This window comes from Pseudomonas sp. C 49-2, from assembly GCF_003970195.1.
Taxonomy (GTDB): Bacteria; Pseudomonadota; Gammaproteobacteria; order Pseudomonadales; family Pseudomonadaceae; genus Aquipseudomonas; species Aquipseudomonas canadensis.
In genome coordinates this window covers 16,675-39,536 of sequence record NZ_RXYG01000017.1, presented here as the reverse complement: position 1 = coordinate 39,536, position 22,862 = coordinate 16,675, and the positions used below count along the sequence as shown (strand labels likewise).

Genomic DNA, 22,862 nt, shown 5'->3' with positions numbered 1-22,862 from the left:
GGGGCAAGCCCCCTTCCACATTTGATCGAATCCAACAACAAAGGACATCCCCATGCGCGCACTCGCCGCCTTGAGCCGCTTCGTCGGCAATACCTTCGCCTACTGGGTATTGATCTTCGCCGTCGTCGCCTTCCTCGAACCCAACTGGTTCATCGGCCTGAAAAGCGCCATCGTCCCGTTGCTGGGCCTGGTGATGTTCGGCATGGGGCTGACCCTCAAGATTGATGACTTCGCCGAAGTCGCTCGCCACCCCTGGCGTGTGGCCCTGGGCGTGGTCGCGCACTTTGTGATCATGCCGGGCGTGGCCTGGTTGCTATGCCAGGCTTTCCACCTGCCGCCGGAAATCGCCGTCGGTGTGATCCTGGTCGGTTGCTGCCCAAGCGGTACCTCGTCCAACGTGATGACCTGGTTGGCCCGTGGCGACCTGGCGTTGTCGGTGGCCATCGCCGCTGTCACCACCCTCCTCGCCCCGCTGCTCACCCCGGCGCTGATCTGGCTGCTGGCGTCGGCCTGGCTGCCGGTGTCGTTCATGGAGCTGTTCTGGTCGATCCTGCAAGTGGTGCTGCTGCCGATCGTGCTCGGCGTACTGGCGCAACGTGTACTCGGTGAGCGGGTTCGCCATGCGGTGGATGTTTTGCCACTGGTGTCAGTGGTGAGCATCGTGATCATCGTCGCGGCGGTGGTGGCGGCGAGCCAGGCGAAGATTGCCGAGTCGGGCCTGTTGATCATGGCGGTGGTGATGCTGCATAACAGCTTTGGTTACCTACTGGGTTACTTCACCGGCCGCGTGTTCAAGTTGCCGTTGGCACAGCGCAAGTCACTGGCGCTGGAAGTGGGCATGCAGAACTCCGGGCTGGGCGCCGCCTTGGCCAGCGCGCACTTTTCGCCGTTGGCGGCGGTGCCGAGTGCGCTGTTCAGCGTCTGGCACAATATTTCCGGGGCGTTGCTGTCGACCTACTTCCGCCGCATGAGCGAAAAGGAAGACCGCCGCGTGCTGGAGAACACCCCGCAAACTTGATCAGCCGAGCACTTTTCGGCACTCTACCGAGCTTCGCGGGGACGACCCCGCGACGCTGCAAGCGCCTAATCCGGGGACGACCCCACCTAACGTTAGGGGGTCATCATGTCCTGGATCATTCTGTTTTTCGCAGGTCTGTTTGAAGTTGGCTGGGCCGTCGGCCTGAAGTACACCGACGGTTTCAGCAAGCCGCTGCCCACGGCTTTGACGATTGCCGCCATGGCCGTCAGCCTCGGCCTGCTGGGGCTGGCCATGAAGGAACTGCCGCTGGGCACGGCCTATGCCATCTGGACCGGCGTGGGCGCCGTGGGCACCGTGATTGCCGGGATCATCCTGTTTGGGGAGTCCATGGCGTTGTTCCGATTGGCCAGTGTGGCGCTGATTATTTGCGGGTTGATCGGCCTGAAAATCAGCACCTGAGCCACTACCCTCATCGGGGGCAAGCCCCCTCCCACATTGGAATGCATTCCAAGTGTGGGAGGGGGCTTGCCCCCGATGAGGCCGGTACCGCCAAAACCAAAACTACCTGACATTCCCCCGCAACCCGCCTACCACCTCCTGCAACCTCGCAGGCGTCGGCCCCGCCACCGGCTCACCCGCCACCAACACCACCCGCGACCAGATGCGATGGAAGAAGCCCTTCTTCGGATCCCGACTGAAGAAACTCCCCCACAACCCCTGCAACGCCATCGGAATCACCGGCACCGCCGTCTCTTCCAGAATCCGCGTCACGCCACCACGAAACTCATTCATCTCGCCATCGGCGGTCAGCTTGCCTTCGGGGAAAATGCACACCAACTCGCCGTCCTTCAGGTACTGCGCAATCCGTGTGAAGGCCTTTTCGTAGATCTGGATATCTTCGTGACGCCCGGCAATCGGAATCGCCCCGGCGGTACGGAAGATAAAGTTCAGCACCGGCAAACGGTAGATCTTGTAGTACGTGACAAAGCGAATCGGCCGACGCACCGCGCCGCCGATCAACAGCGCATCGACGAACGACACGTGGTTGCACACCAGCAACGCCGCGCCTTCGTCCGGGATTGCCTCCAGGTTGCGATGCTCCACGCGGTACATGGAATGGCTGAGCAGCCAGATCATGAAACGCATGGTGAACTCGGGGACGATCTTGAAGATGTAGGTGTTGACCGCGATGTTGAGCAGCGACACCACCAGGAACAACTCGGGGATCGACAGCTTGACCACACTGAGCAGCAGGATCGAGACGATGGCCGAGACCACCATGAACAGTGCGTTGAGGATGTTGTTGGCCGCAATCACCCGTGCACGCTCGTTCTCGGCGGTACGCGACTGGATCAATGCGTACAGCGGCACGATATAAAAGCCGCCAAACACGCCCAGGCCAAGGATATCGAACAGCACCCACCACGCCTGGCCATAGCTGAGCACGGCGAGCCAGTCGTTGGCCTGCACGTTCTGCGGGAAGCCGCCGGAGTGCCACCACAGCAGCAGGCCGAACACCGTCAGGCCGAATGAACCGAACGGCACCAGGCCGATTTCCACCTTACGCCCGGAGAGTTTTTCGCAGAGCATCGAGCCCAATGCGATACCCACCGAGAACACGGTGAGGATCAGCGTCACCACAGTTTCGTCGCCGTACAACCATTCCTTGGCGTAGGCCGGGATCTGCGTCAGATAGATCGCGCCGACAAACCAGAACCAGGAGTTACCGACGATGGAACGCGAAACGGCAGGCGTCTGCCCCAGGCCCAAACGCAAGGTGGCCCAGGATTCGCTGAAGATGTTCCAGTTCAGGCGCAACCCAGGGGTCGACGCCGCCGCCCGTGGAATGCTACGGCTGGCCAGGTAACCCAGCACCGCCACGCCGACGATCGCCACGGACACCACCGGCGCGTAATGGGTGGACGACATCATGATCCCGGCGCCAATGGTCCCGGCCAGGATCGCCAGGAACGTGCCCATCTCCACCAGGCCGTTGCCGCCTACCAGCTCATCTTCGTGTAGGGCCTGGGGCATGATCGAATACTTCACCGGCCCGAACAGTGCCGAATGGGTGCCCATGGCAAACAGCGCCAGCAGCATCAACTCCAGGTGGTTGGTGAGGAAGCCCGTCGCGCCCACGGCCATGATCACGATCTCGCCGATCTTGATCGCGCGGATCAACGCATCCTTGTTGAATTTCTCGCCAAACTGCCCGGCCAGGGCCGAAAACAGGAAGAACGGCAGGATAAACAGCAAGGCGCAGAGGTTGACCCAAATGGAGCGGTCACCGTCAATGGTGAGCTTGTAGAGAATGGCGAGGATCAGCGATTGCTTGAAGATGTTGTCATTGAACGCGCCCAGCAACTGGGTGATGAAAAACGGCAGGAAACGCCGTGTGCGCAGCAAAGTGAATTGCGAGGGGTGGCTCATCGTCCGTGTTCCTGCGTGGCCTGTTTTTTTGTAAAAGCATTCAGGCCACGACTTTACCTAATCCGGCTTACTTATTCGCTAGTCCTGCAATGCAAGGCGAAACAAAAAGCTCACCTTTATAGGCCCCCTGCACGGTGCGCTTGGCCACAATCAGCCACATCACCGCCAATGCCACCACCAGCACGCTACCAAAAAAGCTGAAGAACCCCAGGTGCAACAGGCTCGCCAGCTTAAGCGTTGCCAGAGCGTACACACCCAGTGGAAAGGTAAAGCCCCACCAGCCGAGGTTGAACGGGATGCCGGCGCGCAGGTAACGCAGGGTGATCAACACCGCGATCAACATCCACCACAGGCCGAACCCCCACAACGTAATGCCCGCTACCAGGCCGAGACCGTTGGCCATTTCACCGACACCCGGCAAGCCATTGGCCGCGAAAATCGTCGGCGCATCGCCCCCCAGCAGCAGCATGCCCAGCGCCCCAGTGCCAATGGGACCCAACGCCAGCCAGCTCGACGCGGCCATATTGGCATGAGGCAGTTTATGCAGGGCCATGCGCAGCATCAGGATAGTGAGGATGCTGAACGCCACCGGCAGGGAAAACGCCCACAGCACGTAGCTGGTCACCAGCATCACCAGTTGCGAATGGGCGTCCGCCAGGTGCGGTGCCAGCAAACCACCGCTGGCGGCAGCGACTTCGGCGGCCACCACAGGCAGCAGCCAGACGGCGGTCATCTGGTCGATGCTGTGTTCCTGGCGGGTGAACATCATGAACGGGATCAACACGCCGCAGGCCAAGGCCATAGCGACATCCAGCCACCACAGCGCTTCAGCCAGGGGTATCACGTCGCTGCCCCAACGCGGCAGGCCGAACAACAGCAGGCCATTGAGAATGGTCGCGAGCCCCATGGGAATCGTGCCGAAGAACATCGACACCGTGGAGTGCCCGAAAATCCGCCGCGCCTCATGGAAAAACATCACCCAACGGGCCGCGTACAACACGCTGAACAGCACAAACAGGCCGATGGTGAAAAACCACAAGACTTCGGCAATCTCGTGCACGCCGGGCAAATTGACCGGCAGTTGCGCCAGGGCCAACGCCAGCACGCCGGTACCCATGGTGGCGGCAAACCAGTTGGGGGTGAACTGGCGGATCACTTCCCGTGGACGGGTCAAGTGACTGAAGGGTTTGTAGCTGATGGTATTCGTGCAGGTCATGATGGCAATCCTCTTCCTCGCATGAGGTTGAGAACATGATAGAACCTGATCGAATATCTATATAACGGGTAATATCTCTATCTGTTATCTGTTTTACAAATATAGCGTCAAACGCTGCCTTCGCTTTCGATCACCAGAATGCGCGCCGGGCCCTGAGGGTGAGCCACGTGCTCGGTGCCGACGCTGGCGTAGAAGATGTCGCCGACGCCCAGTTCCGCCACCTGTTCGAAGCCATTGTCGCGATAATGCATCTGCACCCGACCGTCGAGCACCACGAACACTTCTTCACCGTCATTGACGTGCCAGCGGTAGGGCTGGTCGGTCCAGTGCAGGCGCGTGGTGATGCCGTTCATGTTGGCGATATCCAGCGCCTCCCAGGCCCGGCTGCCGGTGAAGTCCTTGCTGCGGATGATCTTCATGCTTGCCTCTCGGTCAGGCGGATACGAGGCACCGATTATTACCCATCAGCCGCCCGTCGTCGCCCTGACCCGCGCCGAATCCTGCATCAGCAGACCGACCAGGGCACCCAGGGCCAGCACGATCAGCACCGCGCCGTAGCCATCCGTGGTCACGATCAGGCCATACACATGGCTCAAGTTACCCGCCAGCAGCGCCGGCAGGCAGAACGCCAGGTAGCTCAGCACGTAGAAAGCCGACATCAATCCGGCCCGCTCATGGGGCAACGCCAGCCCGACGATGCTGCGGACACTGCCCATGAACCCACCGCCAAAACCAAAGCCTGCGATCACACTGGCGGCAAAGAACAGCGGCAGGCTGGCGCTCTGCACCGCCACCAGCAGCAAGGCCACGCCCACCGCCAACAGCACGGCCGACAGGCACATGACCTTGTCCGCCGGGCGATCCCGCAGGCTGTAGATCATCACCGCACCGCTCAAGGTAACCACGGCCACCAGCCCACCGCCGATCAAGTGCGAGGTCGAACCGGTTGCCGCCCGCACCAGCGAAGGTGCCAGGGACGAAAAGAACCCACCGAGCGCCCACACCGCCACATTCAGCGGCATCGCCAGCCACAAGGCACGGCGTGCCTGTTCGGGTACATGCAGGGTCGGCGCCAGGGATTTCAACGCACCCGGAATCCGACTGACCGTCTCCGGCAAGCGCCACACGTACAGCGCCTGGCCCACCATCAAGGCGAGCATCGTCAGATAAATCAGCTGGGTTGGCCGAGGCGCGTACTCCACCAACAAGCCACTGCCCAGGCCACCACTGGCCATGCCCAACAGCGGCGCCAGGCTATTGAGCATGGGGCCACGCAAGCGGTCGGTATCGAGCAGCGTCGCGCTCAGCACCGCCGTTGCCATGCCGGTCGCAAAACCTTGCAGCGCGCGGGCGGCGATCAGGTAAGCGGTGCTGTCGGCGTTGATAAACAGCAGCATCGCCATACTGTTCAGCAGCAATGCCGTAAAGATTACTGGCTTGCGCCCCAGGTGATCCGACAGCGAACCGACCGTGAGCAACGCCGCCAGCAAGCTCACGGCATACACGCCGAAGATCACCGTCAGCATCGCCGCCGAAAAATGCAGGTTGTCCTGATACACCTGATACAACGGCGTCGGTGCGCTCGACGCGGCGAGAAAGGTCAACACCGTAATCACCAGGAAGGCCAGGTTGGCACGGTGTGAAGGAATATTGGACATGGGCACGCTCCGCTAAAGCTAATATTTTGCTTTTGCCGAGTGTGCTACTGGAAAGCGCTTAAAGCAAATTCTTTGTGTTAAGGTTTTAGGCATGGCGATTAAAGAAGGCCTTCGCCCGGGAGGCCGCAGTGCCCGGGTCCAAGAATCAGTGCATAACGCCGCGCGCGAACTGCTGGAAGCCCATGAGCGCTCCAGCGTGACCGTGCCGATGATTGCTGCGCGTGCGGGCGTCACGCCCTCCACCATTTACCGGCGCTGGGGCGACCTCGCCGCCCTGCTCGCCGATGTGGCGTTGGAGCGCCTGCGCCCGGACAGCGAGCCGGCCAACACCGGCAGTCTGCGCGGCGACTTGCGCGCCTGGGGCGAACAGTACCTGGATGAAATGAGCTCCGACCTGGGCCGCAACATGATGCGCGACGTGCAGTGCAGTCATCCCAGGGACTATTGCAGCCAGATTTTGATGGGCCAGTTACAGGTCGTCCTTGACCGCTATCAGGGCAGCGTCGACGTGTTGCCAAGCCTGGATCGCCTGCTGAACCTGATCGCGGCACCCACGGTGTATCGCAGCCTGTTTTCCAGCGCACCGTTGCCGGTTGAAGAGCTGCATGAACTGATTGATCTGGCTCTGAAAGCCTAACGGCTAAATAAATGTGGGAGGGGGCTTGCCCCCGATAGCGGATTGTCAGCCAGTACCTGTATTCACTGACCCACCGTCATCGGGGGCAAGCCCCCTCCCACAATTTTGACCGCGTTTAAGGTCAGCGCTTACGTGCGCATTCCGCGCCCACTCACCAGCAGCTTCGCACAGCCGATGTACAGCACCACGGTCGCCACCAGCATGAAGGTGATCGCCACGCTGATCTTGATGTCCGACACCCCCAGGATGCCGTAGCGGAAGGCGTTGACCATGTGCAGCACCGGGTTGGCCAGCGACACGGTCTGCCAGAACGGCGGCAGCAGGGTAATGGAGTAGAACACCCCGCCCAGGTAGGTCAGCGGCGTCAGCACGAAGGTCGGGATGATCGAAATATCATCGAAGTTGCGCGCAAATACGGCGTTGATGAAGCCCAGCAGCGAGAAGATCGTCGCCGTCAGCACCACTACCAAAATGGTCACCCCCAGGTGATGCACCTGCAGGTGGGTGAAGAACAGCGACAGCAGGGTCACGATCACGCCCACCATCAAGCCACGCAGCACACCGCCCAGGGTGTAGCCGATCAGGATGGTGTGGGGCGACACTGGCGACACCATCAGTTCTTCGATGGAGCGTTGGAATTTGCTGCCGAAGAAACTGGAGACCACGTTGCCGTAGGAGTTGGTGATCACCGACATCATGATCAAGCCCGGCACGATGTACTCCATGTAGGTGAAGCCACCCATGTCACCGATCTGCCGGCCGATCAGGTTACCGAAGATCACGAAGTACAGGACCATGGTGATTGCCGGCGGCAGCAGGGTCTGCGGCCAGATCCGGGTAAAACGCTTCACTTCGCGATAGACGATGGTTTGCAGCGCGACGAGGTTGGGTTGCAGTTCGGAACTCATACCGCCACCTTCGCCAGATTTTTCTCCACCAGGGACACGAACAACTCCTCAAGGCGATTGGTTTTGTTACGTAAACTCAGCACTTCGATGTTCTGGGTCGCCAACTGCGTGAACAACGCGGTGATACCCATGGCCTTGTCCACCTGCACTTCCAGGGTATGGCTGTCCACCAGGCGGCTCGGGTAGCCGAGCAGTTGCGGCGGCGCCGACAGGTTGTTTTTCAGGTCGAGCAAAAAGGTTTCCACATGCAACTGACCCAGCAGGTTACGCATGCTGGTGTTCTCGACGATGGTGCCGTGGTCGATGATGCCGATGTTGCGGCACAGCTGCTCAGCCTCTTCCAGGTAATGGGTTGTGAGGATGATGGTGATGCCCTTCTGGTTCAGCTCGGTGAGAAAGGTCCACATCGAGCGACGCAGCTCGATATCCACGCCGGCAGTGGGCTCGTCAAGGATCAGCAAGCGCGGCTCATGCACCAGTGCGCGGGCGATCATCAGGCGGCGTTTCATGCCGCCGGACAGCGAACGCGAAGGCACGTCGCGTTTGTCCCAAAGGCCCAGTTGGGTCAAGTACTGCTCGGCGCGTTCCTTGGCGACTTTCGCCGGAATGCCGTAATAGCCCGCCTGGGTCACGACGATGTCGAAGGTCTTTTCAAACTGGTTGAAGTTGAATTCCTGGGGCACCACGCCGATGGAGCGCTTGAGCGCCGCCGGGGATTTGTCCAGGTCGTGGCCGAAGATATTCACCGAGCCGCTGGTCTTGTTGACCAGGGTCGAGAGGATACCGATGGTGGTGGATTTGCCGGCGCCGTTAGGACCGAGCAAGGCGAAGAAGTCACCTTCGGCGACGTCCAGATCGATACCACTCAGGGCCTGGAAACCGTTGCCGTAGGTTTTGGTTAGCTGCCGGATGGACAGAGCGGAACTCATATCGGAATACGCACCAAAGAAGGGAATAGAAAGAGTAGATGAGGGCGCAGCCCAGGTAGTTCAACGGCGGCGCATGACAAGCATGGTGCTTGCCCGCGCCGCACAAGTACAGTCACCCGTATTAATAGTGGGTATTAAGTCAACGCAGTCATGACCGCTTTGCGGTAGGCCGGACGTTGTTGCAGGCGCGCATACCAGGCCTCTAGATTGGGCATCGCAGGCCGTTCGATGGGCATTTCGAACCAGGCGTAGATAAAGCTGCCCAGGGGGATATCGCCCATGCCGATCTCGTTGCCCGACAGATACGGCTGTGTAGCCAGCGCTTCATCAACGGTTTTGAGCACATCGATACAGGCCTGGCGACCGGCATGGATGTTGTCCCAGTTCTGTTTTTCCGCCGGGGTGCGCAGCACGCCCCAGAACACAATCTTGAACGGTTCGGCGAAAGTCGACGTGGTCCAGTCCATCCACTTTTCCGCGTTGGCACGGGCTTTCACCTCTGTCGGATACCAACTGGACGCCTGCTTGGCGCAGAGGTAGCGCACGATGGTATTGGACTCCCACAGCACGAAATCGCCGTCTTCGATCATCGGCACCCGACCGTTGGGGTTCAATGCCCGATATTGCGGCGTGTCGACCACACCAAAAGCCCCGCCCGCATCAATTGCCTCATAGTCCAGGCCGAGTTCCTCGGCGCACCACAGTGCCTTCCTGACGTTTGATGAATTTTTACGACCCCAGATTTTCAGCATGACCGCGCCTTATCGTTGATGAACATGGCTTGATGAACGCAGCAGCATACGCCGGTTCACGCGCGGCTTAAATCGCTCTGCATGTCGCCGAGTAACGGCGGCAAATCCTCGGCAAACAGGTGGGGGTAACACCGCTGAATATGGGTGAAGAAAAAGGCCTCGGGCACGTCAGGAAATTGCCCGTGGTCTACCACATATTCCATCGAACGCCGGCCCTGGCGGTTGAACGCGTGGAAAACGCTGTCGTGGATGCCATCGAAGTCCAGCGGCGGCACATCGAATACATCACACAATTGCTGGTTGAACGCAGGCGTGGCCTTGACCCAGCGATCGTTGAGGTAAAGCTCGGTATAACCGTGCATGGCGAACACATCACTCTTGAGCAAGGCGATCAGGCGCGGCGTCGACAAATGATTGCGTACATCCGCCAGGCCGATGCGCGCCGGAATGCCGCAGTGGCGCGCACAGGCGGCGAGCAAGGTGGCCTTGGGCACGCAATAGCTTTCGCCGTTGGCCAAGGCGAAGCTGGCACTTAATGTGTCTGGGTCGCGGCTGAAGGTGTAGGGGTTATAGCGAATCGCCTCACGCACGGCGTAGTAGAGGCTGACTGCCTGGTCACTTAAGTTCGCACGGGTTCCACGGTGTTTTTCGGCGAACTCCACCACCGCAGGGTGGTCACTATCGATGAAGCGGCTGGGACTCAGGTAGGTATCCATGAGCTTTATCTCCGAAGGAAGCCTGGAGTCTAACCACAGGCCTGCCGGGGAGATAACGACGAATCGGCCAAATCTCGTTACACCCTGATCACCCCGCTTGTTCGGATGCCGACTAAGCTCCCTGGTGGTTTCGCCCCTGGTTTCACGGAGGATTGAATATGCTGTTGTTGTGGATACTGGTTCTGGTGGTCGGCATTGCCTACCTCGCACACCGCCGCGTCGCGCCCCTGCCCGCCCTGGGCGTGGTCGCCGTCTATCTGCTGGCGATGGGCGCCTGGAGCCACGCACCGGGTTGGCTGCTGCTGGTCTTCTGGGTGCTGATCGCCGTGGTGGCCGCGCCCCTGCTGCTGCCCGACCTGCGCCGCCAATACTTCACCAAGCCACTGTTCAGTTGGTTCCAGAAAGTCCTGCCGCCGATGTCCGAGACCGAGCGCGACGCGATCGACGCCGGTACCGTTTGGTGGGACGGCGAACTGTTCAGCGGTCGCCCGGACTGGGACAAGTTGCTGGCTTATCCCAAAGCGCAACTGACCGAAGAAGAACAAGCGTTTATCGACGGCCCCACTGAAGAACTCTGTGCCATGGTCAGCGACTGGGAAATCGGCCAGGCCATGGACCTGCCGCCCGCCGCCTGGGAACACATCAAGACCCACGGCTTCTTCGCCCTGATCATTCCCAAGGAATATGGCGGCAAGGGCTTCTCTGCCTATGCCCACTCCCAGGTCGCGATGAAACTCGCTACCCGCAGCGGTGACCTGGCGTCCACCGTGATGGTGCCCAATTCCCTCGGCCCGGCCGAACTGCTGCTGCACTACGGCACCGAAGAACAGCGCAACCACTACCTGCCGCGCCTGGCCCGTGGCGATGACATCCCCTGCTTCGCATTGACAGGCCCACTGGCCGGCTCCGACGCAGGCGCCATGCCCGACACCGGCGTGATCTGCAAAGGTGAATGGGAAGGCAAGGAAACCCTTGGCCTGCGCCTGAACTGGGAAAAACGCTACATCACCCTCGGCCCGGTCGCGACCCTGCTCGGCTTGGCCTTCAAGGCACATGACCCGGACCATCTGCTGGGTGAAGAGGAAGACCTGGGCATCAGCCTGGCGCTGATCCCCACCGACACCCCCGGCGTGGAAATCGGCCGTCGCCACCTGCCCCTGGGCGCCGCCTTCATGAACGGCCCCAACTCCGGCAAGGATGTGTTCATCCCGCTTGAGTTTCTGATCGGCGGCCAGGAAATGCTCGGCAAGGGCTGGATGATGTTGATGAACTGCCTCTCCGTGGGCCGTTCGATCTCCCTGCCTGCGGTGGGCACTGGCGCGGCCAAGTTCACCAGCCTGGTGACCGGCCAATACGCCCAGGTGCGCGAGCAGTTCAATGTGCCGCTGTCGGCATTCGAAGGTATCCAGGAAGCCCTGGCGCGTATCGGCGGCAACGCCTGGCTGATGGACAGCGCACGCATGCTCACCGCCAACGCCGTGGACCTGGGGGAAAAACCCTCGGTACTGTCGGCCATTCTCAAGTACCACCTCACCGAGCGTGGCCGCGAGTGCATCAGCCATGCCATGGACGTGCACGGCGGCAAGGGCATCATCATGGGCCCGAACAACTACTTGGGTCGCAACTGGCAAGGTGCGCCGATCTTCATCACCGTAGAAGGCGCGAACATCCTGTCGCGCAACCTGATGATCTTCGGCCAGGGCGCGATTCGTTGCCATCCATTCGTGCTCAAGGAAATGGCCCTGGCCGGTCGCGAAGACCATGACCAGGCGTTGAAGGAGTTTGACGGGCTGCTGATGCAACATATCGGTTTCGCCGTGAGCAACGCCGCCAGCACCTTGGTGCTGAACCTCGGCGTGGGGCATTTCGAAAAGGCCCCGGGCAACCGTTTGAGCCAGGGTTACTTCCGCGCACTCAACCGCCAGGCTGCCGCGTTCGCGCTGCTGGCCGACCTGAGCATGATGCTGCTGGGTGGCGAGCTGAAGCGTCGTGAACGCCTGTCGGCACGCCTGGGTGATGTGCTGAGCCATATGTACCTGGCGTCGGCCGCCCTCAAGCGTTACCACGACCTGGATTCGCCGGACCACCTGGAACCGCTGTTCGCCTGGGCCATGGAAGAAAGCCTTGGTGAATCGGAGCGTGCGCTGGATGAACTGCTGAGCAACTTCCCGAACAAGGTGCTGGGCTGCCTGCTGCGGGTGATCGTGTTCCCATTCGGGCGTCGTCATACCGGGCCTTCCGACAAGCTGGATGCCGAGGTGGCGGCGGTGATCGGCCGCGCCAAGGGTGACCCGACCCTGGAAGAGTTGCTGGCCGGCTGCTACCGCCCGCAATCGGCGGAAGATCCGGTGGGCGCCTTGCAACATGCCTACGACCTGCTTGGCGCCAGCCATCCGCTGCAGAAAAAACTGCACACCGCGCTCAAGAGCGGCCAGGTCAAACCGACTGCCGGCGAGCACGCCATCGATGCGGCACTGCACGCAGGCGTGTTGCAACCGGCCGAAGCACAAACCCTGCGTGATGCCGAAGCGGCACGGCGCAAGGTGATCGACGTGGATGATTTCAGCAAGGAAGAGCTGACCCAGGCTGAGGGTAAAGTCCGCTGAGTCGAGCGGTCATATAAAAACGGGCGCGAGAGGCATATACTCTCGCGCCCGTTTTTGCTTTAGAGGACTTATCTCGTGTCCAACGTCGTTGCCGATCATCTCGTCTTGCTCGACCACCTGCGCAGCATCCTGGTTGCCGTCGGCGAAGCCGAACAGGTGCCCGAGGAAAGCCATTCACTGTTCCTGGAGCGTTTCGACGAATTGCGCGCCCTGCTGCCGATCGACCCGATCGAAAGCCAGTACCTGGGCCAGGACCTGATGAGCCAGGTCATCCTGCGCTACCCGCAAATCGCCCACTTGGTGCCGCGCGACCTGCTCTGGTTCTTTGGCGGTGACTGCCTGCACTTCATGCCCGACGAAGAACTGGACCTGTACCAGGCCCTGGAAGAGCGTCGCTTCGAAGCCGAACAGAACGACGAACCGTTCGACTGGAACCAGGAAAAGCAGCTGCTGTCCATGCCGGTTGACCAGAGCAAGCACTGATTTTTTTCCGGCCTGCACAGCACTAAATGTGGGAGCGGGCTTGCTCGCGAATGCGGTCTGTCAGTCACTGTATTCATCAACTGACAGACCGCATTCGCGAGCAAGCCCGCTCCCACAGTTTTGACCGCATTCCTACCGTCGGCGCAACGTCGGCTCCTTCGCCATGCACGCCACCAGATAATCAATAAACACCCGCAACTTCGGCGGCAAGTACCGCGTGGGCGAATGCAGCAACCACGCCTCGCCATGGTAGGACGCAATGAAGTCCCACGCCGGTAACACCTGCACCAACCGCCCCTCCTCCAACGCATGGCGCGCCGTAAAATACGGCAAGCTGCCAATCCCCACATGCTGCAACACCGCATCCAACCGAACCCCGGTGTGGTTCGCGGCATAACGCCCACGCACGGCTACCGTCACCGCCTTGCCGGCCTGGCGGAATTTCCAGCGCGAGTCTCCGGGTGTCTCCCCGAGGTAGATGCAACTGTGCGCCAGCAGATCATGGGGATGCTCCGGCGTCCCGTGTTCGGCCAAGTACTGCGGCGTCGCACACAACAGATGCTCGATGGGCAGTAACTGCCGGCCCACCAACCCCGGTGGCGGGCTGTCAGTGATGCGGATACTCAGGTCGACATTGTCATCGATCATGTCCACTTGGCGATCCTCCAGGATCAACTGCACATCCACCTTGGGGTAACGCCGCAGGAATTCCGGCATATGCGGGTGCACCACAAACCGCCCCACCGCCTTGGGTACGCTGACCCGCACCAGCCCTTCGGCTTCATGGGTGAACTGGCCGCTGATCTCCATCACCGAACGCGCCGCGCTGACCATCTCCTGGCAGCGCTTGAATACCTCTTCCCCGCCTTCGCTCAAGCGCAATTTGCGTGTGGTGCGTTGCAGCAAGCGCGTCGCCAGGGCCTTCTCCAGGCGCGAGATACTGCGGCTCACCGAGGAAGGCGAAGCCCCCAGTTGTCGGGCGGCTTCGGAGAAACTGCCGGTTTCCACCACTTTGACGAAAATCGCCATTTCGCCCAGCAGCGGCAAAGGAAGATTGATGCTCATGGTGCACAGGTCCATTGATAATTGAGCGGATTATCACCTATCCACGCACTATTTATACTGCTCGCAGAACCCTGATGCGGATGTAGATGATGACCGAGCGCCTGTTTTTTACCCACGATCACCTGACTGCCGAGCTGGAAGTATTGAGCTGCACACCCCGTGAGGAGCAATTTGCAGTGATCCTGCAGTCGACGATTTTTCACCCACAGGGCGGTGGGCAACCTTTCGATACCGGCTGGCTCGGTGAAGCCACTGTGCTGCGCGTCACCCAGGAAGCCGACCGCGTGGTGCACTACGTCGACCGGCCATTGGAACCGGGTCCGATCACCGCAAGGGTCGATGAACAGCGCCGTATGTTGAACACCCGGCTGCATTCCGCCGGGCACTTGATCGGCAACGTGGGCGAGACCTTGGGTTGGATGCCGATCAAGGCCCATCACTGGCCCGGCGAAGGCAAGATCACCTTCATCCGTGGCGAAGCGGCGCAAGCCATGGACGCCGAGGCGATCCAGCAACAGGTCAACCAATGGATCGCTGCGGATTACCCACGGCACATGAACCTGGAAGACGGCACCCGCGAAGTCGGCTTTGGCGAATTGCCCGCGTACGCCTGCGGCGGCACTCATGTACAGGCACTGAGCGAGTTGGGCCAAGTGACCATCCTGGCCTTGTCAGAGAAAAAGGGCGCGCTGTCCGTGCGCTACGAACTCGATTAAACCTCACTCGCCCCCGCCCGCCCCGGTTCCACCACAAACGACTTGAGGGTCGACACGGTGGCCATCGGGTCGCGGGGGTCGGTAATCACCCGCAGGTTCGTGAGCATCTTGCCCTCCTCCACCTCCACCGACACATATCCCCGCTGACGGCTATCGAAAAACTTCACATGCGGGTTGAGCGGCAGCAGCTTGCTGAACGCATCAAAGGGCGGCCCATCGGAGGTCACCGACGTACCGACAAATTCCGTGGCCACCACCCGCGAGTCCGGGTTATTGCCATCGGCATGCAAGTCCGTCACCCAGAACGAATGGATATCCCCCCCCCAGAACACCGGGTTGCTGACCCGGTTACGCTCGATGGACGCCAGCATCCGTCTGCGATTTGCCATATAGCCATCCCAGCCGTCGGTCCAACGCCCCGGCTTGTGGTTGGTCAGGTCACGCTGGGTCAGCGGCGCCACCAGCAGGTCCTGAGCGATGATGTTCCACTGCGCCTTCGACTGGGCAAACCCCTGGTCCAGCCAGGCTTCTTGCTGCCAACCAAGCATGGTGCGGCCAGGGTCGCGCAAGTCGTGGCAGAGGTTATCGGCGATATGCCCCTGGTGGCTGCCATTGGCCGGAATGCACGGTTGTTCGGAACGGTATTGCCGGCCGTCCAGTACGTGGAAACGGGCCAGTCGGCCGTAGTCCAGGCGCCGATAAATGCGCATGTCCGCCCCCTTCGGCAAGCTGCTGGCACGCAGCGGCATATGCTCGTAGTAAGCCTGGTAGGCTGCCGCACGCTGCTGCAGGAATTGCCCGACCGGAATCTTCGGGTCCTGGGACCAGCGGTTGGCGTAGTCGTTCTGTACTTCGTGATCGTCCCAGGTCGCCACGCTCGGTGCAGCGGCGTGCAAGGCCTGTAGATCCGGATCGGTTTTGTACAGGGCATAGCGGTTGCGATAGTCGCTCAGGCTCACCGCATTACCGCTGCCGTGAGGGCGGATGATCTTGCCCGAATCCGCCGCGTAGGAACTGTCGTAGATGTAGTCGCCGAGAAAGAACACCAGGTCGGGCTGTTCCTCTGCCAAATGGCGATAGGCACTGAAATAGCCGCGCTCCCAATGGGAACACGAGACAAACCCCAGACGCGCCGACGCCATGGCATGCACGGCCGGTGCTGTGCGCGACTGCCCCACTGGGCTTTGCGCACCCAGCCCTTCGAACTGATACCAGTACGGTCTGCCCGCCTCGAGCCCCGCGACTTCTACATGCACCGAATGCCCCCAGCGCTCGCTGGCCATGACTTCGCCTTGGCGCACCACGCGGGTCATCGCGGCATCGCTGGCGACCCGCCAACGCACGGGCACGGAACGGCTCAAGCCACCCCGGCCATCCACGGCATTGAACAACGGCGCCAGGCGCGTCCAGATCACAAACCCATCGGGTAACGGGTCACCGGAAGCCACGCCGAGGGTGAACGGATAATCCACGCCGGCACTGCGCGCAAACGGACTGAGGATCGAAAACGTGGTGGCGACAGCCAGCCCGGCAAGCACCCGGCGTCGGCCATGATCTACCTCGCCACTCACGGCCGAAACTCCCACTCCTCACGCACCGTGGCGAACACCAGCATGTCTTCATGCACGCCGTTCTTGAGAAATGCCCCGCGCATGCAGCCTTCGTACTGCAGGCCGATTTTCTCCATGACTCGCGCCGACTCTTTGTTGCGACTAAAACACTGGCTGCCCACGCGATGCAGGCCCAGTTCGGCAAAGCCGTAGTCCATCAGCGCGATGGCCGCTTCGGTCGCATAACCCAGGTTGCGCGCGTCCGCCGCCGCCCAGCCGCCAAGATGCCCATAGTGATGTTTCGCATTGATGCGCAGGCTGGCGATACCGATCAATTCACCGGTATCGCGTACATGCACCCCAAGGCTCAACAACCCATCAGAGCGAAATTTTGCCTGCATGCCCTCGATAAAATCCTGCGCTGTTTCGAGGGTGTAGGGCGATGGAATACTCGCCGTGTTGTCGGCGATTTTCGGGCCGTTGGCGAGGGTACACAGCGTCTCGGCCTGGTGGTTTTCCAGTGCGCGCATTAACAGTCGCGGGGTGGATATCTGTGGCAGTTCACGGCTCATTTCCAGGGGCCCTCGATGTAAAGTTTCTGAGAATGCCCCGGCTGCATGTCAATTCTGTTACGTCACAAAAATGTCTTGAGAATCGCCTGAAATACTTGTCCTAGAGCCCTCAAAACGTCAATTAAAGTTAACCAATCGGTCATTTTTGGTTGTTAGCGTGTCGCCCCTAATTCAATAACGGGGTAACGGAATGAGAACCTGGGACGAACCGAAAAAACGCAAGGCGCACATCGAACTGATCCCGATGATCGACGTGATGATGTTCCTCCTGGTATTTTTCGTACTCGTGAGCCTGAACGTGATTCCGGCCCTCGGCATGAAGACGCAACTGCCCAGCGCCAGCAGTTCACAGCAGCTCAAACCACAGAACAAATTCATCCTCACCCTGGGCCTGGAAGGCCAACTGCAACTGGATGGCAAGGACCTCACAGTCGATGCGCTGGTGCCGGCGCTGAAGGCGGCCGAAAAGCCTGACACCAAGTCGACCATCATCGTGAACAGCGACAAAGGCGTGGAGGTTTCGCGCCTGGTGGAGGTGATGGACACCCTGCGTCTGGGTGGCTTTACCTCCGTGTCCATTGCCACGCGTAAGTCCTGATCATGTACGTCTTGTTTCGTGCGCGTCAGCTGCTGGGCAGTGTCCCGGCCCTGATCGCCCTGGTGCTGATTGCACTGGGTATCCAGTCCCAGACCTTGAAGGTCGAGCCGGTGTATGACGAGTCGGCGGTCGAGTTGGCGCTGGTCGAGCCAGCGCCGGAAGTGATCCCCGAGCCGGTGGTGGAACAAGAACCGCCACCGCCGGTGATCGAGGATGAAGAGGCCGAGCCGGCCCCACCACCGCCGCCACCTAAACCGTTGCCGAAACCCAAGCCTGAGCCCAAGCCAAAACCTGTGCCCAAGCCAGTGGTCGCCAAGCCAACGCCCGCCCCGACACCACCACCGGTCGCCGCCAAACCGGCACCGGCGCCCGTGGCCCAGGCCGCGCCGACACCCGCGCCGCCCGCACCACCCAAAGTCGACGGCCAAGCCCTGGAAGGCGGCTACCTCAAGGGTTTGCGCAACGAGTTGGACACTTACAAGCAGTACCCCACCGGACGCCAGGCCTCCCTCGAACGCCCCACCGGCGAAGTGGTGGTCTGGTTGCTGGTAGACCGCCAGGGTCGGGTTCTCGACTCCGGTTTGCAGACCCAGGCGTCGAGCATGTTGCTCAACCGGGCCGCCACCAACAGCTTGCGTCGTATCAAGCAAGTCAAGCCGTTCCCCGAGCAAGCCTTCGGGGGCCGCAATGAGCAGCGCTTCACCGCCACCTTCAACTACAGCGTGCAATAAGCACCCGACACCAGGACGACAGAGATGAGGTTCACACGGATTCATCTGGCACTCGTTGCCGCAAGCATGGGCCATGGAATGGTCATGGCCGACACCAGCAACAGCGACGTCGGGACGATTGGGGTTCAGGGCAAGGCCACGGCAGGTGGCGGCTACATGGTGCAGGAAGAAAGCATCAAGGGCCGCTCCACCGTGACCAAGGAAGCGCTGGATAAACAGACCGCCACCGGCAACGCCGTGGACAAGCTCAAGTACACGCCGGGCTTGAACATCTCCAGCGAAGACAACACCGGCCTGTCCGGCTTTCGCTTCACCATGCGCGGGCTCAACTCCGACCAGGTGGGGATGTCGGTGGACGGCATGCCGATCAACGACTCCGGCAACTACGCGCTGTACTCCAACCTGCTGGGCGACCCGGAAAACATCGAGCAGATCTTCGTCACCCAAGGCTCTTCGGAGGCCGACGGCCCGCACATCGGTTCCAGTGGCGGCAACATCGGCATCGTGACCATTCGCCCGACCAAGGAAACCGGGGCGTTCGTCAAACAGGTGATGGGCAGCAACGCCACGCGCAAGACCTTTGCCCGCCTCAACACCGGCGAGATCAATGGCCTGAGCAACTGGTTGTCGGCGTCCCACACCGAAGGCCAGATGTGGCGCGGTTCGGGCGCCGTGCGCGCGGACAAAGTCGAGTGGAACAGCTTCTTCGACGCCGGCGATGGCAACACCGCCAACCTGATCCTCAAGTACCACGAGCAGGACAACAACAGCTACAGCCAACTGACCAAGGCCCAGTACCAGCAGAACGGCCGCAAGTACGACCCCTACCCGGCCACGCCTACCGTGGGCAGCAACGGCAAGTACAACAGCTACTACGCCCTGGCGCAGAACCCGTTCCAGACATTCACCGCCGTGCTCAACACCCAGTTCAAACTGGCGGACAACCTCGCGCTGTCGGTGATCCCGTATTACTACTGGGGTAACGGCAGCGGTGTCGGTTCGTCCAGCTATGCGCTGAACCGCGGTTCCAATCAAGGCGGCGTGTTCGACCTGGGCAACCTGCCGACCGGTGCCCAATACAACGCCGACGGCACCCCGAACAACGGCGTGTACTACCGCCCTTCGCGCACCCAGACCTGGCGTCCGGGCATCACCACCAAACTGAACTGGGACCTGGGCGATCACAGCCTGCAAGTCGGCTACTGGTACGAGCGCGCACGTCAAAGCCAGACCCAGCCGTTCATTCCGCTCAAGGCCAGTGGCAAGCCGGTCGACACCTGGCCGGATTCCAACGACGCGGTGGTCGATGCCAACGGCAACACCATCCAGGCTCGCGACCGCTTCACCATCACTCCGGCGCAAAAGGTCTGGGCCCAGGACACCTGGTACATCAACTCGGACTGGACCCTGATCGCCGGCCTGGCCTACATGAACGTCAAGCGTGACGGCACCAACCACGGCAGCCTCACCGAGCAGCCGGAAAAACGTAACCAGACCTACAACAAACTGCTGCCCAACGCCGGCCTGAAATACCAGCTGGATGAACGCGATCAGTTGTTCTACAGCCTGTCGCGCAACATGCGCATCCCGCAGAACTATGTGCTGTACGACAAGGGTGTCGGCTCCATCGACTCCAAGCCTGAAACCAGCTGGAACCACGAGTTGGGCTGGCGCTACACCGATGAAGACATGACCGTGGCCGCCACCTTGTTCTACATGCAGTTCAAGGATCGCCAGGTGTCGTCGCGCGACATCAACGGCGACTTCGCCGACATCAACGCCGGCTCCGTCAACAACAGCGGCCTGGAGCTGGAGTGGAGCGGCCTGCTGCCCAATCACTTCAACTACTACACCTCCTACACCTACACCAAGGCCGAGCAGCAAGACGACCTGACCGTGTACAACGCCGGCAAAGCCATCCTGTTGCCCACCAGCGGCAAGCAGTTCGCCAACGTGCCGAAAAACATGCTGGCCGCCAACATCGGCTACGACGACGGCCGCTTCTACGGCACCTTCGGCGGCAAGTACACCAGCAAGCTCTACGGCGACCTGACCAACGACGAAGCCATCTCCGGGCGCACCGTGTTCAACGCCGGCGCGGGTATCTACCTGCCGGTGGACAAGAAGGTGGTCAAGGACGCCACCCTGCGCCTGAACGTCGACAACCTGTTCGACAAGAAGTACCTGGACGGCGTGTACACCACCAAGACCAACGCGGCCAGCTACAGCGGTTTCCGCGACGGCGACCCGGCCTACATCGTAGGCCTGGAACGCACCGTGACGGTCTCCCTGGAAGCCAACTTCTAATTGCGAGGTAACTGAACATGGACATGAACCTGCTCCACGACATCACCTTTTATGTGATGTATGCCGCGATGGCCATCGCGATCTTTATCACCATCGAACGCGGGATTTACTTCGCCTACGTACGCCGCCAAGCCCGCGCGCTGACCGAGGTACTGGGCGCCAATGTGCACAGCGAACGCGACCTGCCGCAGAGCCTGACCCGCCGTGACAGCCTGCCGCTGAGCATGGTGTTGCCGGTGCTGGCGCAGAAAGCCTCACAAGGTTCGCGCAAGGACCTGGATGACGTCATCGAAACCCAGTACCTGACCACCCGTGCACCACTGGCCCGCAGCCTGTGGATCATCGAAACGATCACCACCGCCGCGCCGCTGTTGGGCTTGCTGGGCACCATCCTCGGCATCATCGACACCTTCAAGGCGCTGGCCACGGCGGGCGTGTCCGACCCAGGGCAGATTTCCGGTGGTATCGGCACGGCCTTGTTCGCCACCGGCCTGGGCATCGCCATCGCGCTGTTCTGCGTGGTGTTCCATAACTTCTTCCAGGACAGCCTGGAGCGCATCAACGATCAGCTGAAAATCCTGCTGATCCGCGCCGCCACCGGCGCCCGCGTGCAGAGTGAAGTACCGCACCTGGTGCCGACGCCGCTGCACAGCCGCACGGCCTGAACGCAACAGCGGGCGCGCAATGCGCCCGCTTTCTTTTGTGATGGGAATCCCTATGTCCGTTTCCTTGAAATTGCGCATCGCTGGCCTGGCAGGCTTGCTCATGAGTCCGCTGGCCCAGGCGGACTTTTCGATTCCGGGTTTTGAATTGGTGCATACCGTGCCGGTGGATACCGCCCTCGGCACCGACGACTTGCGCCAGCCCGGCCCAGTGTGGAGCGAGCTGTTTGACGGCGCAAAAAACAGTATCGACATTGGCCAGTTCTACGCCGCCGATCACCCAGGTTCCGTGATGGACCGTGTGATCGAACGCCTGGAAGCCGCCGGCAAACGCGGTGTGAAGATTCGCTTTTTGCTGGAAGAAAAAGGCATCAAATTGTCGGAAACGGCCACCCTGGAACGCCTGCGCGCGATCCCCAACCTGACCTTTCGTGTGCTGCCCTACGCGCGCGTGAGCGGTGGGATCATCCACGCCAAATACCTGGTGGTGGATGGCAGGCAGGCGTTTGTCGGCAGCCAGAATTTCGATTGGCGCTCGCTGGAACATATCCACGAAACCGGGCTGCGTATCACCGACCCAACCGTGGTGAGCCAGGTGCAGGCGATCTTCGAACAGGACTGGAAAGCCCAGCAGGCCTTGGCCGACAACCAACCGGTGCCGCTGCCTGCCGTGAGCAACGCACCACCGCGCACCGGTAACTACCTGGTCGCCAGCCCGCAACGCTACAACCCACCGGGCGTAGGCGATTCACAGCTGGAACTGCCGCGTTTACTGAGCGAAGCGAAACACGAAGTGCGCGTGCAACTGCTGGACTACGCACCACTGTCCTACGGACCGGACAAGACCCGCCCGTACTACGCGGTGATCGACAATGCCGTCCGTGCGGCGGCGGCACGTGGGGTGTCGATCAAGCTGATGGTGTCCAACTGGAATACCGACAAGCTGGAACTGCCCTACCTCAAAAGCTTGGCGGTGCTGCCCAACGTGCAAATCAAAATCGTCACCCTCCCCGAGGCCAAGCAAGGTTTTATCCCGTATGCGCGGGTAATCCACAGCAAGACCATGGAGATCGACGGACAGGTTGCCTGGATCGGCACCAGCAACTGGCTGGGCGGGTATCTGGATAATTCGCGCAATCTGGAAGTGGTGATGCGCAGCGAAGCGATGGCCAGGCGTGTCGGGGCATTGCATGAGCAATTGTGGGACGGACCCTACGCTAGAGCCTTGAACGTGACCGAGGAGTACCCCGAGCCCCACCCTGGCCAGCATTGACCAGAGGCACCTGAGTAGTGGTAGTGTGTGGAAATGTTTCTGACAGATTGATCAGAAACGTCCTACTCACTACC

Annotated in this window: 22 protein-coding genes; 11 read left to right on the top strand and 11 right to left on the bottom strand. The window is 60.9% G+C overall.

The window, feature by feature from the left end; translation table 11 throughout:
- The first annotated feature begins 52 nt into the window (after nt 1–52).
- Nucleotides 53–1,018, top strand: a complete 966-nt coding sequence (locus EJ576_RS25730) for a bile acid:sodium symporter family protein (RefSeq protein WP_122725387.1) — start codon at nt 53–55, stop codon at nt 1,016–1,018.
- Nucleotides 1,019–1,123: 105 nt separating this feature from the next.
- Nucleotides 1,124–1,438 carry a quaternary ammonium compound efflux SMR transporter SugE gene (gene sugE, locus EJ576_RS25725; RefSeq protein ID WP_010211634.1) on the top strand — a complete coding sequence of 105 codons (315 nt, stop codon included), beginning with the start codon at nt 1,124–1,126 and terminating at the stop codon, nt 1,436–1,438.
- Nucleotides 1,439–1,540: 102 nt separating this feature from the next.
- Here the strand turns inward: sugE and EJ576_RS25720 are convergent, their stop codons facing one another.
- The 4 genes from EJ576_RS25720 to EJ576_RS25705 all read right to left on the bottom strand — a co-directional run bounded on the left by EJ576_RS25720 (nt 1,541) and on the right by EJ576_RS25705 (nt 6,283).
- Entirely contained in the window at nt 1,541–3,409 is a 1,869-nt protein-coding gene (locus tag EJ576_RS25720; RefSeq protein WP_123476209.1) for an MFS transporter, read from the bottom strand.
- Between the two features lie 67 nt (nt 3,410–3,476).
- The gene (locus EJ576_RS25715; protein ID WP_123476211.1) at nt 3,477–4,625 is read right to left on the bottom strand and encodes a TDT family transporter; all 1,149 of its coding nucleotides are present in this window, start codon (nt 4,623–4,625) and stop codon (nt 3,477–3,479) included.
- Between the two features lie 107 nt (nt 4,626–4,732).
- Nucleotides 4,733–5,044 carry a cupin domain-containing protein gene (locus tag EJ576_RS25710; protein ID WP_016979506.1) on the bottom strand — a complete coding sequence of 104 codons (312 nt, stop codon included), beginning with the start codon at nt 5,042–5,044 and terminating at the stop codon, nt 4,733–4,735.
- A gap of 45 nt (nt 5,045–5,089) precedes the next feature.
- Nucleotides 5,090–6,283: an MFS transporter gene (locus EJ576_RS25705; protein ID WP_123476213.1), complete on the bottom strand. Its 1,194-nt coding sequence runs from the start codon at nt 6,281–6,283 to the stop codon at nt 5,090–5,092.
- 91 nt (nt 6,284–6,374) lie between these two features.
- On the opposite strand from EJ576_RS25705, the gene EJ576_RS25700 reads away from it, so the two are divergent.
- The gene (locus EJ576_RS25700; protein WP_123476215.1) at nt 6,375–6,920 is read left to right on the top strand and encodes a TetR/AcrR family transcriptional regulator; all 546 of its coding nucleotides are present in this window, start codon (nt 6,375–6,377) and stop codon (nt 6,918–6,920) included.
- A gap of 128 nt (nt 6,921–7,048) precedes the next feature.
- On the opposite strand, the gene EJ576_RS25695 is transcribed toward EJ576_RS25700, so the two are convergent.
- The 4 genes from EJ576_RS25695 to EJ576_RS25680 all read right to left on the bottom strand — a co-directional run bounded on the left by EJ576_RS25695 (nt 7,049) and on the right by EJ576_RS25680 (nt 10,225).
- Entirely contained in the window at nt 7,049–7,828 is a 780-nt protein-coding gene (locus EJ576_RS25695) for an ABC transporter permease (protein ID WP_012723134.1), read from the bottom strand.
- Nucleotides 7,825–8,757, bottom strand: coding sequence for an ABC transporter ATP-binding protein (locus EJ576_RS25690; RefSeq protein ID WP_123476217.1), 933 nt, complete (start codon nt 8,755–8,757; stop codon nt 7,825–7,827). The genes EJ576_RS25695 and EJ576_RS25690 overlap by 4 nt, the downstream gene beginning before the upstream one ends.
- A 134-nt stretch (nt 8,758–8,891) precedes the next feature.
- Nucleotides 8,892–9,509 (bottom strand): glutathione S-transferase family protein, encoded by a 618-nt coding sequence (locus EJ576_RS25685; protein ID WP_123476219.1) that lies wholly within the window; start codon nt 9,507–9,509, stop codon nt 8,892–8,894.
- A gap of 56 nt (nt 9,510–9,565) precedes the next feature.
- The gene (locus EJ576_RS25680; protein WP_123476221.1) at nt 9,566–10,225 is read right to left on the bottom strand and encodes a transglutaminase family protein; all 660 of its coding nucleotides are present in this window, start codon (nt 10,223–10,225) and stop codon (nt 9,566–9,568) included.
- Between the two features lie 158 nt (nt 10,226–10,383).
- Between EJ576_RS25680 and EJ576_RS25675 the strand changes: the two genes are divergently transcribed.
- Together EJ576_RS25675 and EJ576_RS25670 are read left to right on the top strand one after the other, a co-directional pair.
- Nucleotides 10,384–12,831, top strand: a complete 2,448-nt coding sequence (locus EJ576_RS25675) for an acyl-CoA dehydrogenase (protein WP_123476223.1) — start codon at nt 10,384–10,386, stop codon at nt 12,829–12,831.
- Nucleotides 12,832–12,906: 75 nt separating this feature from the next.
- Nucleotides 12,907–13,314, top strand: a complete 408-nt coding sequence (locus EJ576_RS25670; RefSeq protein WP_122725365.1) for a PA2817 family protein — start codon at nt 12,907–12,909, stop codon at nt 13,312–13,314.
- A gap of 132 nt (nt 13,315–13,446) precedes the next feature.
- On the opposite strand, the gene EJ576_RS25665 is transcribed toward EJ576_RS25670, so the two are convergent.
- Nucleotides 13,447–14,379, bottom strand: a complete 933-nt coding sequence (locus tag EJ576_RS25665) for a LysR family transcriptional regulator (protein WP_123477056.1) — start codon at nt 14,377–14,379, stop codon at nt 13,447–13,449.
- A gap of 89 nt (nt 14,380–14,468) precedes the next feature.
- Between EJ576_RS25665 and EJ576_RS25660 the strand changes: the two genes are divergently transcribed.
- Nucleotides 14,469–15,095 (top strand): alanyl-tRNA editing protein, encoded by a 627-nt coding sequence (locus EJ576_RS25660; protein ID WP_126571441.1) that lies wholly within the window; start codon nt 14,469–14,471, stop codon nt 15,093–15,095.
- On the opposite strand, the gene EJ576_RS25655 is transcribed toward EJ576_RS25660, so the two are convergent.
- Together EJ576_RS25655 and EJ576_RS25650 are read right to left on the bottom strand one after the other, a co-directional pair.
- Nucleotides 15,092–16,666: an alkaline phosphatase gene (locus EJ576_RS25655; RefSeq protein ID WP_123477054.1), complete on the bottom strand. Its 1,575-nt coding sequence runs from the start codon at nt 16,664–16,666 to the stop codon at nt 15,092–15,094. The two genes, EJ576_RS25660 and EJ576_RS25655, sit on opposite strands and share 4 nt — an antisense overlap.
- Nucleotides 16,663–17,217: a GNAT family N-acetyltransferase gene (locus tag EJ576_RS25650; RefSeq protein WP_123477052.1), complete on the bottom strand. Its 555-nt coding sequence runs from the start codon at nt 17,215–17,217 to the stop codon at nt 16,663–16,665. Before EJ576_RS25650 ends, EJ576_RS25655 begins: the two co-directional genes overlap by 4 nt.
- A 190-nt stretch (nt 17,218–17,407) precedes the next feature.
- Between EJ576_RS25650 and EJ576_RS25645 the strand changes: the two genes are divergently transcribed.
- From EJ576_RS25645 to EJ576_RS25625, 5 genes are read left to right on the top strand one after another with little or no spacing between them, the layout of a single operon-like run.
- Nucleotides 17,408–17,815 (top strand): biopolymer transporter ExbD, encoded by a 408-nt coding sequence (locus EJ576_RS25645; RefSeq protein WP_005786670.1) that lies wholly within the window; start codon nt 17,408–17,410, stop codon nt 17,813–17,815.
- A 2-nt stretch (nt 17,816–17,817) separates the two neighbouring features.
- A complete protein-coding gene (locus tag EJ576_RS25640; RefSeq protein WP_123477049.1) occupies nt 17,818–18,546 on the top strand; it encodes an energy transducer TonB in 729 nt (242 codons plus the stop codon).
- A gap of 24 nt (nt 18,547–18,570) precedes the next feature.
- The gene (locus EJ576_RS25635) at nt 18,571–20,853 is read left to right on the top strand and encodes a TonB-dependent receptor (RefSeq protein ID WP_126571440.1); all 2,283 of its coding nucleotides are present in this window, start codon (nt 18,571–18,573) and stop codon (nt 20,851–20,853) included.
- Between the two features lie 17 nt (nt 20,854–20,870).
- Complete coding sequence (locus tag EJ576_RS25630) at nt 20,871–21,518, top strand: MotA/TolQ/ExbB proton channel family protein (RefSeq protein WP_122725351.1); 648 nt, start codon at nt 20,871–20,873, stop codon at nt 21,516–21,518.
- 52 nt (nt 21,519–21,570) lie between these two features.
- Nucleotides 21,571–22,788: a phospholipase D-like domain-containing protein gene (locus tag EJ576_RS25625; protein WP_123477047.1), complete on the top strand. Its 1,218-nt coding sequence runs from the start codon at nt 21,571–21,573 to the stop codon at nt 22,786–22,788.
- Nucleotides 22,789–22,862: the final 74 nt, after the last annotated feature.

What these genes read in the sequence shown, in the direction of transcription:
- EJ576_RS25710 (WP_016979506.1), bottom strand. Translation starts at nt 5,044, where the DNA reads ATGAAGATCATCCGCAGCAAGGACTTCACCGGCAGCCGGGCCTGGGAG.
- EJ576_RS25720 (WP_123476209.1), bottom strand. Translation starts at nt 3,409, where the DNA reads ATGAGCCACCCCTCGCAATTCACTTTGCTGCGCACACGGCGTTTCCTG.
- EJ576_RS25700 (WP_123476215.1), top strand. Translation starts at nt 6,375, where the DNA reads ATGGCGATTAAAGAAGGCCTTCGCCCGGGAGGCCGCAGTGCCCGGGTC.
- EJ576_RS25650 (WP_123477052.1), bottom strand. Translation starts at nt 17,217, where the DNA reads ATGAGCCGTGAACTGCCACAGATATCCACCCCGCGACTGTTAATGCGC.
- sugE (WP_010211634.1), top strand. Translation starts at nt 1,124, where the DNA reads ATGTCCTGGATCATTCTGTTTTTCGCAGGTCTGTTTGAAGTTGGCTGG.
- EJ576_RS25690 (WP_123476217.1), bottom strand. Translation starts at nt 8,757, where the DNA reads ATGAGTTCCGCTCTGTCCATCCGGCAGCTAACCAAAACCTACGGCAAC.
- EJ576_RS25685 (WP_123476219.1), bottom strand. Translation starts at nt 9,509, where the DNA reads ATGCTGAAAATCTGGGGTCGTAAAAATTCATCAAACGTCAGGAAGGCA.
- EJ576_RS25645 (WP_005786670.1), top strand. Translation starts at nt 17,408, where the DNA reads ATGAGAACCTGGGACGAACCGAAAAAACGCAAGGCGCACATCGAACTG.
- EJ576_RS25640 (WP_123477049.1), top strand. Translation starts at nt 17,818, where the DNA reads ATGTACGTCTTGTTTCGTGCGCGTCAGCTGCTGGGCAGTGTCCCGGCC.
- EJ576_RS25635 (WP_126571440.1), top strand. Translation starts at nt 18,571, where the DNA reads ATGAGGTTCACACGGATTCATCTGGCACTCGTTGCCGCAAGCATGGGC.
- EJ576_RS25680 (WP_123476221.1), bottom strand. Translation starts at nt 10,225, where the DNA reads ATGGATACCTACCTGAGTCCCAGCCGCTTCATCGATAGTGACCACCCT.
- EJ576_RS25630 (WP_122725351.1), top strand. Translation starts at nt 20,871, where the DNA reads ATGGACATGAACCTGCTCCACGACATCACCTTTTATGTGATGTATGCC.
- EJ576_RS25705 (WP_123476213.1), bottom strand. Translation starts at nt 6,283, where the DNA reads ATGTCCAATATTCCTTCACACCGTGCCAACCTGGCCTTCCTGGTGATT.
- EJ576_RS25625 (WP_123477047.1), top strand. Translation starts at nt 21,571, where the DNA reads ATGTCCGTTTCCTTGAAATTGCGCATCGCTGGCCTGGCAGGCTTGCTC.
- EJ576_RS25695 (WP_012723134.1), bottom strand. Translation starts at nt 7,828, where the DNA reads ATGAGTTCCGAACTGCAACCCAACCTCGTCGCGCTGCAAACCATCGTC.
- EJ576_RS25675 (WP_123476223.1), top strand. Translation starts at nt 10,384, where the DNA reads ATGCTGTTGTTGTGGATACTGGTTCTGGTGGTCGGCATTGCCTACCTC.
- EJ576_RS25665 (WP_123477056.1), bottom strand. Translation starts at nt 14,379, where the DNA reads ATGAGCATCAATCTTCCTTTGCCGCTGCTGGGCGAAATGGCGATTTTC.
- EJ576_RS25715 (WP_123476211.1), bottom strand. Translation starts at nt 4,625, where the DNA reads ATGACCTGCACGAATACCATCAGCTACAAACCCTTCAGTCACTTGACC.
- EJ576_RS25730 (WP_122725387.1), top strand. Translation starts at nt 53, where the DNA reads ATGCGCGCACTCGCCGCCTTGAGCCGCTTCGTCGGCAATACCTTCGCC.
- EJ576_RS25660 (WP_126571441.1), top strand. Translation starts at nt 14,469, where the DNA reads ATGACCGAGCGCCTGTTTTTTACCCACGATCACCTGACTGCCGAGCTG.